The organism is Micromonospora sp. NBC_00858, from assembly GCF_045207365.1.
Taxonomy (GTDB): Bacteria; Actinomycetota; Actinomycetes; order Mycobacteriales; family Micromonosporaceae; genus Micromonospora.
This window is the reverse complement of sequence record NZ_CP108828.1, coordinates 5,536,006-5,548,268: the sequence shown is the minus strand read 5'-3', so window position 1 is coordinate 5,548,268 and position 12,263 is coordinate 5,536,006. Positions and strand designations below refer to the sequence as shown.

Genomic DNA, 12,263 nt, shown 5'->3' with positions numbered 1-12,263 from the left:
ACATGCGGGACAATCGTCGGCGACACCTACCCCACGGCGTTGGAGATCAGACATGGCCCATACCCCCGTCAACCACCCCGCGCGGCCGGTCTACCGGGCGATCGGCGGGCTGACCGGTCTGTACCTGGTGGTCTTCGGTGCGCTCGGCATCATCGAGAGCGCCGGCAACGAGGTCCTCGCGCAGGACGGCACCCGGGTCCTCGGCCAGGGCACCAACCTCGGCTTCTCGCTGCTCAGCGTGCTGCTCGGGGTCATCGTGCTGGGTGGCACCGCGCTCGGCCGCAACATCGACGTGGCGGTCAACCAGTGGCTGGCGTACATCATGATGGTGGTCAGCCTGGCCGGTCTGGCGTTCATCCGCACCGATGCCAACTTCTTCAACTTCAGCATCGCCACCGTGGTCGTCGTGATGGTGGCCGCCCTGGTGCTGCTCATGGTCGGCATGTACGGCAAGGTCGGCACGGACGAGGAGGCGGAGGCGTTCCAGAAGGCTCGCCTGGTCCTCTGATCGTTTTCCTCTGGTTGCGGCCGTGGGTTTTCGCCGGAGCCCGAGCTGCTCCGGGCGGTCAGGCTTGATCCCTGCGCAGCTCGGGCTCCGGCGAAAACCTGACCTGGTCCATCCTTCGGCGGACCCTGCTCGCCATTGTGGTTCTCCGGACAGTCACCTCTGTCCCGGGTGACAATCCTCCTGAAACGGTCTAACTCAGGTGGATGGGGATCAGGGCATGCCGCACTTTCCGGTTAACCATCCGGCACGGCCGCTCTACCGGGTCCTCGCCGGCCTGATCGGTGTCTACATCCTGGTCTTCGGAATCTGGGGCGTCGTCGAGACGATCGGCGATCCGCTCTTCGACCGGGGCAGCCACTGGGCCCTCGGTCTGCGTACCAACCTGGCCTTCTCGCTCGCCTCGGTGGTCTTCGGAGTCGTCCTGATCGTGGGGGCGTCCCGGCGCAGCAACCTCGGCCACTACATGAACCTCACCGCCGGGGTGGTGTTCCTGGTGACCAGCATCCTGATGATGTCCGTGCTGCAGACCGAGGCGAACTTCCTGAACTTCTCGATGTCGACCGTGGTCGTGTCGATGCTGTTCGGCCTGATCCTGCTCGGCACCGGCCTGTACGACAAGGTCGGCCCCGAGGAGCACGCCGAGGCGGAACGGCGCCACCGTCATCATCCGGTGGCCGAGGTGCACCGCCGCTGAGTGAAGTCAGTGGCGGCGGGCGGTGATCAACGTCGGCTTCGCCTCCAGGTGCGACAACCCGTTCCAGGCGAGGTTGACCAGGTGCGCCGCAACCGTCTCCTTGCGCGGCTTGCGCACCTCCAGCCACCAACTGCCGGTCAGCGCAACCATGCCCACCAGCGCCTGCGAGTACAGCTCGGCCAGCTTCGGGTCGTACCCGCGGCTCTTGAACTCGGCGCCCAGGATGTGCTCGACCTGGTGTGCCACGTCGTTCATCACGCTGCTGAAGGTGCCTGTCGCGGACATCAGCGGCGACTCGCGGACCAGCACGCGGAACCCGCTGGTCTCCTCCTCGATGTAGCCCAGCAGGGCCATCGCCGCCTGCTCCAACAGCTCCCGCGGGTGCCCGGCGGTCAACGCCGTGGTGATCCGGTCCAGCAATGCCCGGACCTCCCGGTCCACCACCACCGCGTAGAGCCCCTCCTTGCCGCCGAAGTGCTCGTACACGACCGGCTTGGAGACCTTGGCGCGGGCCGCCACCTCCTCGATGGAGGTGGCGTCGAAACCCCGCTCGGCGAAGAGCTGCCGGCCGGTCGCGATCAACTGCTCCCGCCGCTGGGCCGCGGACATCCGGACCCGGGAGGTGGACTTGGGTTTCGCCGGCGGGACCGCCGCCGTACGCCGACTGTCGGCGCCGTCGCTGACCTCGGCCATGTCGCCGCCTCGCTGGCGCTCGGTGACGCCCTGCCGTGGGATGGTGCCTCCGCTGTGCCCGTTCACGTCGTCGCCTCACTGGCGGGCGGTCCGACCGCCCAGCCGCGCCGTCCGACCGTACCCGGATCGGGCCCGGCCCCCCGTCTGCCGAGCCGTCCGGTCCCCCCGCGTCGCTCGGTCATCCGACCATCCTGCCAGGCGACCTCCAGGAGCACCGCCCGCATTTAGCGGGGTGCGACCGGCTTCACCAGCTTGGCCGCGATGCGCTCCGGCTTCGGCCAGCGCACCTGTGACGCCGCGCCGACCTTCTCGAACAGCCAGATCACCCGGGCGGAGATGTCCACCTGACCACGCAGCACGCCGTGCCGGGCACTGGTCGGGTCGGCGTGGTGCAGGTTGTGCCAGCTCTCGCCGAACGACAGGATCGCCAGCGGCCAGAAGTTCGACGCGCGGTCGCCCTGCCGCATCGCGAACGGGCGCTCGCCGTAGACGTGGCAGACCGAGTTGATCGCCCAGGTGACGTGGTGCAGCAGACCGATGCGGACCAGCCCGGCCCAGAAGAACGCGGTCAGTGCGCCCTGCCAGGACCAGGTCACCAGGCCACCGATCAACGCCGGGCCGAGCAGTGAGATGGCCACCAGCATCGGGAAGAGCCGGTCCACCCGGCTGATGTCGCGGTCGGCTTGCAGGTCCGGGGCGAACCGCGCCCGGTTTGACAGCTCCCGGCGGAACAGCCAGCCCACGTGCGCGTGGAACAGGCCCCGGGTCAGCGCCCAGAAGCTGGTGCCGAAGCGCCACGGCGAGTGCGGGTCGCCCTCCATGTCGGAGAAGGCGTGGTGCCGCCGGTGGTCGGCCACCCACTGGATGATCTCGCCCTGCACGGCCAGCGAGCCCGCGACCGCCAACGTCACCCGCAGCCACCGCTTGGCCTTGAACGAGCCGTGGGTGAAGTAGCGGTGGAAGCCGACCGTGATGCCCAGCCCGGAGACCACGTACCAGACCAGGCCGATGACGACATCGGTCCAGCCGAGCCAGCCACCCCAGGCCACCGGTACGGCGACCAGCAGGGCGACGAAGGGGATCACTACGAAGGCCCAGAGGGCGGCCAGAATTCCGGGGGACTGACTGCCGTCGGTGAGCGGTTTCGGGCCGGGGCCGGCGGTGTTGGGTTCGAGCAGAGCGGTGGACATTTCACCTCGCAGAGGGGACGGAAACGATCACGAAGCTACGCCTACGTTACCGTAACTTACGGCACCGTAGATCGCACGAGGAAGTTCCGAAAACCCTTGCACGGTCGGGCCAAAACGCAGGTCAGAGCCGTGAGGTGTGCGGCGATCCGGGGCGCGGTCAGTCCCTCACCGCAGGGACGGCGTGGCACTGCGGGCCCGCCCCGTGCAGCTTGGTGGCATCGATGCTCGGCAGTGCGCCGAACCGACACCGGTGACGTCGGTGGGGTGGGTGGCGATAGCGGTGGTGGTGCCGTCCAGGGTGAATCGCAACAAAGAGAGGATCAGGCAAGAGGTGGAGAGCATTCTTCTATCACTCGCCCTGCTCACGCTGGTTTTCTGGGGTTAGCCCAACTCCCAGGAGCATGTGATGGCTCCACGAATGAACAGGTAGGCGAATCATGCGGGTCGCTATCGTCACCGGCGCCAGCTCGGGCATCGGCCAGAGCGCTGCCATCCAGCTCGCCAAGCGCGGATCGGGGGTCATCCTGACCTACAGCAACAACCAACCCGGGGCGCTGGAGACCGTGGAGAGCATCGAGAAGGAGGGCGGCACGGCCGTCGCGCTGCCACTGGACGTCGGCCGGAGTGAGACCTTTCCGGCCTTCCGCGAGTCGGTCGTCGCCGCGCTGCGCGACACCTGGCAGCGGGACACGTTCGACTCCCTGGTCAACAACGCCGGGTTCGCGCGGATGGCGCTTTTCGAGGACACCTCCGAGGAGCTGTTCGACGGGTTCATGCGGGTGCTGCTCAAGGGGCCGTTCTTCCTCACCCAGGCACTGCTGCCACTGCTGGCCGACGGCGGCGCGATCGTCAACACCAGCAGCAACTCGGCGCTGGCCTCCGGCCTTGAGCCCGGCTACTCCGCGTACGCCTCGATGAAGGGCGGCCTCATGGTGCTGACCCGGTACATGGCCAAGGAGTTCAGCAACCGCGGCATCCGGGTCAACTCCGTCGCCCCGGGCTCCACCCGGACGCGCCTCGCCGACAACGCCTTCGAGCGGTTCCCCGAGGTGATTCCGCTTCTCGCAGCGAAGACCGCACTCGGTCGGGTGGGCGAGCCCGACGACATCGGCATGGTGATCGCCACGCTGCTCGGCGAGGAGGGCCGCTGGATCACCGCGCAGAACATCGAGGTCGCCGGCGGGTACAACCTCTAGTCAACCCGTCTGCGGCGTCCGGGCCCGGTTCGGACTGCCCGCCCGGACGCCGTCCGGGCGCGCCGCCGGTCGCCGGGCGTGGCGGAATGAGCGATGGCGTCCGGCGGCCGGGGCGCTAAGGTGTAGCGCGGGATGCTCATCCCTGATGTGACGCGCTCGCGTCGCTGATCGGCCGTGGTGTAATTGGCAACACCCGGGTCTTTGGTACCCGTATTTCAGGTTCGAACCCTGGCGGCCGAGCTGCCCCCCTAAGTCCGTTTTAGGTTCCAGTGGGGGTAAGACGGGAACGCGCCTGGCACCGCGGTTAGCATGGCCGCGAGAGTGTCCGCCGTCCCGACGGGAGCCACATCGTGCCCCAGCCCCACCTCCGTACCGTCGTCGTACTTGCCGCCGGTGAGGGCAAGCGGATGAAGTCGACACTGCCCAAGGTGCTGCACCCGCTGCTCGGTCGGACGCTGCTCGGCCACGTGCTGAGCGCGGCCGCTCCGCTGGCCGCGGACCGCACCGTCGTGGTGGTCGGCCACGGCGCCGACCAGGTCCGGGGACACCTGACCGAGATCGCACCGGACACGACGCCGGTCCTCCAGGCCGAGCAACTCGGCACCGGGCACGCCGTCCGGATCGCGCTGGACGCTGTCCCGGACGGCGCCGGCACCGTCGTGGTGATCAACGGGGACGTACCGCTGCTGCGGCCGGAGACGGTCGGCGCGCTGGTGACCGCGCACGAGGAGGCCGCCGCGGCGGCCACCGTGCTGGCCGCCGAGGTGCCCGACCCGACCGGGCTCGGGCGGATCGTCCGGGACGCCGACGGTCGGCTGGAGCAGATCGTCGAGGAGCGCGACGCCGACGCGACGCAGCGCGCGATCCGGGAGATCAACGCCGGCATCTACGCGTTCGACGCGGTGCGGCTGCGCGCCGCGCTGGGCAAGCTCTCCACCGACAACGACCAGGGCGAGGAGTACCTGACCGACGTCTTCGGGCTGCTCCGCTCGGCTGGCGAGCCGGTGGCGGTGCACGTGGCCGTCGACCACGTGGAGACGCTGGGCTGCAACGACCGGGTGGAGTTGGCGACGCTGCGCCGGCTGCTGCGCGACCGGGTCAACGAGGCGTGGATGCGTACCGGGGTGAGCCTGCTGGACCCGGCGACCACCTGGATCGACGTGACGGTGGCGCTGGACCGCGACGCGGTCGTCGACCAGAACACCCAACTGCGCGGCGGCACGGTGGTCGGCACCGGCGCGCTGGTCGGGCCGGACGTCACGCTGGTCGACACCATCGTCGGCCCCGGCGCGTCGGTGGTGCGCAGCCACGCGGTGGGTGCCGAGGTGGGCGCGGGCGCCAGCGTCGGTCCGTACGCGTACCTGCGGCCGGCCGCGCGGCTGGCCGAGAAGGCGAAGGTCGGCACGTTCGTCGAGGTGAAGAACTCGCAGATCGGCGCCGGCTCCAAGGTGCCGCACCTAACGTACGTAGGTGACGCGACGATCGGCGAGCAGAGCAACATCGGCGCGGCGTCGGTCTTCGTGAACTACGACGGGGTCAACAAGCACCGCACGGTCATCGGCAGCCACGCCCGGACCGGGGCGGACAACATGTTCGTGGCGCCGGTCGAGGTGGGCGACGGGGCGTACACGGCGGCCGGCTCGGTGATCGTGGAGGACGTGCCGGCGGGCGCGATGGGCGTCGCCCGGGCACGCCAGCGCAACATCGAGGGCTGGGTGGTGAAGCGGCGGGCCGGCACGGCCGCGGCGGAGGCCGCGCAGCGGGCCCGCGCCGGCGAGGGTGCGTCGGGTGTGGCCCCCACCGCAAGCGACAGTGAGGCAATGCACGGGAGGGCCGAGACGGTGGGCGGTGCGTCCGGCACGGGAGATACTGCAACCGAATAGTCCCCGCGCCACCACCACCGGGCCGGGTACCACCGAGAAACGGGAGCAGACGGGCCTATGGGCAGCATCGTCGCCGAAAACCGCAAAAGCCTGATGCTCTTTTCCGGACGTGGCTTTCCGGAGCTGGCCAAGGAGATCGGTGAGGTGCTCGGCGTGGCGCCGACGCCGGCCGACGCGTACGAGTTCGCCAACGGCGAGATCTTCGTACGGTTCAAGGACTCGGTGCGTGGTTCGGACGCCTTCGTGGTGCAGTCCGTGACGCACGGGGTGAACACCTGGGTCATGGAGACCCTGATCATGGTGGACGCGCTGAAGCGGGGGTCGGCCAAGCGGATCACCGTGGTGCTGCCGTTCTACCCGTACGCACGTCAGGACAAGAAGCACCGCGGCCGCGAGCCGATCTCGGCCCGGCTGGTGGCGGACCTGCTGAAGACGGCCGGCGCGAACCGGATCCTCACCGTCGATCTGCACACCGCGCAGATCCAGGGCTTCTTCGACGGTCCGGTCGACCACCTCTTCGCGATGGACATCCTCGCCGAGTACGTGGAGCACAAGTACGCGGGCCGGCCGATGACCGTGGTGGCGCCGGACTCGGGCCGGGTACGGGTGGCCGAGCGGTGGACCGACCGGCTGGGCGGTTGCCCGCTGGCGTTCATCCACAAGACCCGCGACCCGATGAAGCCGAACCAGGTGGTGGCGAACCGCGTGGTCGGCGAGGTGGAGGGTCGGGTCTGCCTGATCGTCGACGACATGATCGACACCGGTGGCACGATCACCGGCGCGGCGGACATCCTCAAGGAGTCGGGCGCGGCGGAGATCGTGGTCGCGTCCACCCACGCGCTGCTGTCGGATCCGGCCACCGAGCGGCTGAAGAACAGCTCGATCAGTGAGGTCGTGGTGACCAACACGCTGCCGTTGCCGCCGGAGAAGCAGTTGGACAAGCTGACCGTGCTGTCGATCGCGCCGCTGCTGGCGCGGGCGATCCGGGAGGTCTTCGACGACGGCTCGGTGACCACCCTCTTCGGTGGCCTGAGCTGAGCGTCGCACTGCGGTGAACCCCGTTTCCGCCATCCGGCGCTCCGGCCGGGCCGGGGCTGCCAAGCTGGTGGAAACGGGGCTGGCACGCTGGTGGGAACGCCACCGACGCGCCGGCCTGGGCCCGTGACCGGGGACTGCCGGAAACCCCGGAATCAGCTCGGGTAGACTGGTGCGGTTGCCACGGCGAGGGTGCCCGGCGGGCCGCTGAACAGCGCCGCACGGAGGTACCGTCATCGACGCGGTGCTCCGGGCAGTCGTTCATGACGCATGAGCCCCAGCGAGCCCCTCGCCCCAGCACCGCAAGACGACAAGCCGCCGCAGCGAAAAGCATCAGGAGTTTCCCCGTGTCCGAGGTAAAGATCAGCGCCGAGCCCCGTACCGAGTTCGGCAAGGGTGGTGCCCGCCGTACCCGCCGGGCCGGCAAGGTGCCCGCCGTGCTGTACGGCCACGGCGAGAAGCCCAAGCACATCGCGCTGCCGTCCCGGGAGTTCGCCGCGGCGATCCGCAAGGGTGGCGCCAACCAGCTGTTCGCGATCGACATCACCGACGGCACGCAGGTGCTGGCGCTGCCGAAGGCGATTCAGCGTGACCCGATCAAGGACACCTTCGAGCACGTGGACCTCATCCTGGTCCGCCGGGGCGAGAAGGTCACCGTCGAGGTCCCGGTCCAGCTGACCGGCGAGGCCGCGCGGGACACCCTGATCGTGCACGACCACGACACCCTCTCGGTGACCGCCGACGCCACCAAGGTGCCGGACCACCTCGAGGCGTCGATCGAGGGCCTGGAGGCGGGCTCCCAGGTGACCGCCGGCGACGTGCAGCTCCCGGCCGGTGTCGAGCTGGCCGTCGACGCGACGCTGCCGGTCGCTGCGGTGACCGCCGCGCCGACCGCCGAGCAGCTCGAGGCGACGCTGCCCGAGGTCGAGGAGGCCACCGAGGAGGCCGAGGCCGAGGTCGGCGAGGTCACCGAGGGTTCCGAGGGTGCGGACGCCGCCCCGACCGCCGAGGGCGCGGAGAACACCGAGGCGCGCACCGAGGCCTGATCGGTTCGTACTGTGCGGCAGGCGTCCCCGAGCGTTCGGGGGCGCCTGTCGGCGTATCGGGAGTTCGGCGGGAGGGACGGGTCGTGACGGACGAGGCGGGGCCGTGGCTGGTGGTCGGCCTGGGCAACCCGGGTCGGGAGTACGCCGGGAACCGGCACAACGTCGGGTTCATGGTGGCTGACCTGCTGGCCGGACGGGTGGGCGCGCGGTTCGGCCGGCACAAGCGGGCGGTGGCCGAGGTGGCCGAGGGTCGACTGGGTTTCGGCGGGCCGAAGCTGGTGCTGGCGAAGCCACTGACGTACATGAACCTCTCCGGCGCGCCGGTGGCGGCGCTGGCGCAGTTCTACAAGGTGCCGCCGGCACAGGTGATCGCGGTGCACGACGAACTGGACATCGGGTACGGCCAGGTGCGGGTCAAGTGCGGTGGCGGCGAGGGCGGGCACAACGGCCTGCGTTCGATGTCGAAGTCGTTGGGCACCAAGGAGTACGTCCGGGTGCGGTTCGGCATCGGCCGGCCACCCGGGCGGCAGGACCCGGCGGACTACGTGCTGTCGGATTTCGGCGCCGCGGAGCGCAAGGAGCTGGATTTCCTGGTGGACCGGGCCGCCGACGTGGTGGAGTCGGTGGTCGTCAAGGGCGTGGAGCCGACTCAGAACCTCTACCACGGCGGTTGAGACTGTCGGGAAGCCCCGCCTCGCTCGCCTCGGGACTTTCCGACAGTCTCTGAGCCGGGCGGGGCGTACCGGATCGGGGTCGATCGGCCGGTAGTCTGCGCCTTCGGCGTGCCGCGACCGACGACGCGGGTCGCGGCGGAGCGGCCGGTGCGGGCACGGGTCGCGGCGAGGCGACGGGAGCGGGCAGATGAGCAGTCCTCCGATGATCGACGGTGCGTTCGCCCGGTGGTTGGCGGCCCGGGCCGGTCAGGCGCTGCTCGACCTGCGGGCCGAGCTGGGTTTCGGCGACGCCGGCGCGCTGAAGTCGGCCGGGGACAAGGTGTCGCACGACCTGATCCGCACGGAGTTGGCGAAGTGGCGGCCGGGGGACGCCGTGCTCTCCGAGGAGGACGAGGGGTCGCGGCTGGCCTGGGCGGCGGAGGTGAACGCCGAGGCGGTGTCCCGGTTGGCCGCAGACCGAGTGTGGATCATCGATCCGTTGGACGGCACCCGCGAGTTCGCCGAGGAGGGCCGCTCGGACTGGGCGGTGCACGTGGCGCTCTGGGCGCGTAGCGCGCCGAGCCCGCACGGGCTGGTCGCCGGGGCGGTGGGGCTGCCGGCACAGCACCGGGTGCTGGGCACGGACTACCCGCCGGCGTACCCGCCGATGACGGTGGAGGCGGCGACGGCCGGCGCGCGGGTGATCCGGTTGGCGGCGAGCCGGAGCCGGCCGCCGGTGTTCCTCACCGACCTGGCCGAGGACGTGGGGGCGAAGCTGGTGCCGATGGGTTCGGCCGGCGCGAAGATCGCCGCGGTCATCACCGGAGAGGTGGACGCGTACATCCACGCCGGTGGGCAGTACGAGTGGGATTCGGCGGCGCCGGTGGCTGTGGCGACGGCCACCGGACTACACGCTTCCCGGATCGACGGTTCTGCGCTGAGATACAACGAGGCGGATCCACGCCTGCCGGACCTGTTGGTCTGCCGCAAGGATCTCGCCTCCCGGTTGCTTGCAGCGCTGCAGAGGCATTCCGGGTAGCCTGGGCGCACTTCTTGACATGTCCGACCGGAAAGGTCTGGAAATCGGATGAGCGAGCGAATCGAGCCGGTGTCATGACCACCCCCGCGGCCTACCGGGTCTCCCACCTGGACGCCCTGGAGGCGGAGAGCATCTTCGTGATGCGCGAGGTGGTCGCCGAGATGGAACGCCCGGTGCTGCTCTTCTCCGGCGGCAAGGACTCGATCGTCATGCTGCGGCTGGCGCAGAAGTCGTTCGCTCCGGCCAACATCCCCTTCCCGGTCATGCACGTCGACACCGGCCACAACTTCCCCGAGGTGCTGGAATACCGCGACCAGCGGGTCGCCGAGCTGGGGTTGCAGCTCGTGGTGGCGAGCGTGCCGGAGGCCCTGGCCAGCGGGCTGGTCCGGGAGTCCGGCGACGGCATGCGTAACCGGATCCAGACACCGGTGCTGCTGGACGCGGTGGAGAAGCACCGCTTCGACGCGCTGTTCGGTGGCGCCCGCCGGGACGAGGAGAAGGCCCGGGCCAAGGAGCGGGTGTTCAGCTTCCGGGACGAGTTCGGCCAGTGGGACCCGAAGAACCAGCGGCCCGAGCTGTGGTCGCTGTACAACGGCCGGCACCACCCGGGCGAGTCGATCCGGGTCTTCCCGCTGTCCAACTGGACCGAGCTGGACGTCTGGCACTACATCGCCCGGGAACGGATCCCCCTGCCGTCGATCTATTACGCGCACGAGCGCGAGGTGATCGAGCGGGACGGGATGTTCTACGCGGTCAACGAGTTCTTCCGTCCACGGGCGGGCGAGGAGCGGTTCAAGGCGCAGGTGCGCTACCGCACCGTGGGCGACGCTTCCTGCACCGCCGCGGTCCGCTCCGACGCGGACACCGTGGAGAAGGTCATCGAGGAGGTGGCGGCCACCCGGATCACCGAGCGCGGCGCGACCCGTGGTGACGACCGGGTCAGCGAGGCCGCCATGGAAGACCGCAAGCGGGAAGGCTACTTCTGATGACCACCGAGATCGTGGCACCGGCCGCCGTCCCCAGCGGGTCCGGGCCGGAGGCCCGGCCGATGGACCTGCTGCGGTTCGCCACCGCGGGCAGCGTGGACGACGGCAAGTCGACCCTGATCGGCCGGCTGCTCTACGACACCAAGTCGCTCTTCACCGACCAGTTGGCCGCGGTGGAGGCGGTCAGCGCGGCCCGCGGCGACGAGTACACCAACCTGGCGCTGCTCACCGACGGCCTGCGCGCCGAGCGGGAGCAGGGCATCACCATCGACGTGGCCTACCGGTACTTCGCCACGCCGCGGCGCAAGTTCATCATCGCCGACACCCCGGGGCACATTCAGTACACCCGCAACATGGTGACCGGGGCGTCCACCGCCGACCTCGCGCTGATCCTGGTGGACGCGCGCAAGGGCCTGGTCGAGCAGTCCCGCCGGCACGCGTTCCTCTGCTCCCTGCTGCGGGTGCCGCACCTGGTCCTCTGCGTCAACAAGATGGACCTGGTGGACTGGTCGCAGGAGGTCTACGAGCGGATCGCCGACGAGTTCACCGCGTTCGCCGCGAAGCTCGACGTGCCGGACCTGACCGTGGTGCCGATCTCCGCGCTGCGTGGCGACAACATCGTCACCCGGTCGGAGAACATGCCGTGGTACGAGGGCTCGTCGCTGCTGCACCACCTGGAGCGGGTGCACATCGCCAGCGACCGCAACCTGGTCGACGTCCGGTTCCCGGTGCAGTACGTGATCCGGCCGCAGTCCACCACGGTCACCGACTACCGCGGCTACGCCGGTCAGGTCGCCTCCGGCGTGCTCAAGCCGGGCGACGAGGTGATGGTGCTGCCGTCCGGCTTCACCAGCCGGATCGCCGCGGTGGAGACCGCCGACGGGCCGGTCGCGGAGGCGTTCCCGCCGATGTCGGTGACGGTACGGCTGGCCGACGAGATCGACATCTCCCGGGGCGACATGATCTGCCGGCCGAACAACGCTCCCGCGGTGGCCCAGGACATCGAGGCGATGGTGTGCTGGATGGACGAGACCCGCCCGCTGCGGGTCGGCGGCCGGTACGCGATCAAGCACACCACCCGGTCGGCGCGGGCGATCGTGCGCGGGCTGCACTACCGGCTGGACATCAACTCGCTGCACCGCGACGAGTCGGCCGATGAGCTGCGGCTCAACGAGATCGGCCGGCTGCGGCTGCGCACCACGGTGCCGCTGCTGGCCGACGAGTACCGGCGCAACCGCACCACCGGCGGCTTCGTCATCATCGACGAGGCCACCAACCGCACCGTCGGCGCCGGCATGATCGTCGAAGCCAGCTGATCGAGGCTCGGCCCGACCCGGCCC

General features: G+C 70.0%; 12 protein-coding genes and 1 tRNA gene. 11 read left to right on the top strand and 2 right to left on the bottom strand.

Annotation, left to right across the window (positions count from 1 at the left end):
* The first annotated feature begins 52 nt into the window (after positions 1 to 52).
* Both OG990_RS25755 and OG990_RS25750 read left to right on the top strand, forming a co-directional pair.
* Positions 53 to 508, top strand: coding sequence for a DUF4383 domain-containing protein (locus tag OG990_RS25755; protein ID WP_386985264.1), 456 nt, complete (start codon positions 53 to 55; stop codon positions 506 to 508).
* A gap of 217 nt (positions 509 to 725) precedes the next feature.
* A complete protein-coding gene (locus OG990_RS25750; RefSeq protein ID WP_328423334.1) occupies positions 726 to 1,202 on the top strand; it encodes a DUF4383 domain-containing protein in 477 nt (158 codons plus the stop codon).
* Positions 1,203 to 1,208: 6 nt separating this feature from the next.
* Here OG990_RS25750 and OG990_RS25745 read toward each other — a convergent pair whose 3' ends face one another.
* A complete protein-coding gene (locus tag OG990_RS25745) occupies positions 1,209 to 1,895 on the bottom strand; it encodes a TetR/AcrR family transcriptional regulator (protein WP_328426281.1) in 687 nt (228 codons plus the stop codon).
* A gap of 224 nt (positions 1,896 to 2,119) precedes the next feature.
* Complete coding sequence (locus OG990_RS25740) at positions 2,120 to 3,085, bottom strand: acyl-CoA desaturase (protein WP_406077427.1); 966 nt, start codon at positions 3,083 to 3,085, stop codon at positions 2,120 to 2,122.
* Positions 3,086 to 3,522: 437 nt separating this feature from the next.
* On the opposite strand from OG990_RS25740, the gene OG990_RS25735 reads away from it, so the two are divergent.
* From OG990_RS25735 to OG990_RS25695, 9 genes are all read left to right on the top strand, one after another.
* Positions 3,523 to 4,281: an SDR family NAD(P)-dependent oxidoreductase gene (locus tag OG990_RS25735; protein ID WP_386985259.1), complete on the top strand. Its 759-nt coding sequence runs from the start codon at positions 3,523 to 3,525 to the stop codon at positions 4,279 to 4,281.
* Between the two features lie 168 nt (positions 4,282 to 4,449).
* Positions 4,450 to 4,521 (top strand) — tRNA-Gln (locus OG990_RS25730).
* A gap of 107 nt (positions 4,522 to 4,628) precedes the next feature.
* Positions 4,629 to 6,164 (top strand): bifunctional UDP-N-acetylglucosamine diphosphorylase/glucosamine-1-phosphate N-acetyltransferase GlmU, encoded by a 1,536-nt coding sequence (glmU, locus tag OG990_RS25725; RefSeq protein WP_355602596.1) that lies wholly within the window; start codon positions 4,629 to 4,631, stop codon positions 6,162 to 6,164.
* A 57-nt stretch (positions 6,165 to 6,221) separates the two neighbouring features.
* Complete coding sequence (locus tag OG990_RS25720) at positions 6,222 to 7,202, top strand: ribose-phosphate diphosphokinase (protein WP_328423340.1); 981 nt, start codon at positions 6,222 to 6,224, stop codon at positions 7,200 to 7,202.
* Positions 7,203 to 7,546: 344 nt separating this feature from the next.
* Positions 7,547 to 8,245 carry a 50S ribosomal protein L25/general stress protein Ctc gene (locus OG990_RS25715; protein WP_328423342.1) on the top strand — a complete coding sequence of 233 codons (699 nt, stop codon included), beginning with the start codon at positions 7,547 to 7,549 and terminating at the stop codon, positions 8,243 to 8,245.
* A gap of 83 nt (positions 8,246 to 8,328) precedes the next feature.
* Positions 8,329 to 8,919, top strand: coding sequence for an aminoacyl-tRNA hydrolase (pth, locus tag OG990_RS25710; RefSeq protein WP_328423343.1), 591 nt, complete (start codon positions 8,329 to 8,331; stop codon positions 8,917 to 8,919).
* Between the two features lie 187 nt (positions 8,920 to 9,106).
* The gene (locus OG990_RS25705; RefSeq protein ID WP_328423344.1) at positions 9,107 to 9,937 is read left to right on the top strand and encodes an inositol monophosphatase family protein; all 831 of its coding nucleotides are present in this window, start codon (positions 9,107 to 9,109) and stop codon (positions 9,935 to 9,937) included.
* 74 nt (positions 9,938 to 10,011) lie between these two features.
* Positions 10,012 to 10,923, top strand: a complete 912-nt coding sequence (gene cysD / locus OG990_RS25700) for a sulfate adenylyltransferase subunit CysD (RefSeq protein ID WP_386985256.1) — start codon at positions 10,012 to 10,014, stop codon at positions 10,921 to 10,923.
* Positions 10,923 to 12,239 carry a GTP-binding protein gene (locus OG990_RS25695; protein WP_355602363.1) on the top strand — a complete coding sequence of 439 codons (1,317 nt, stop codon included), beginning with the start codon at positions 10,923 to 10,925 and terminating at the stop codon, positions 12,237 to 12,239. The genes cysD and OG990_RS25695 overlap by 1 nt, the downstream gene beginning before the upstream one ends.
* The last annotated feature ends 24 nt before the right edge of the window (positions 12,240 to 12,263 follow it).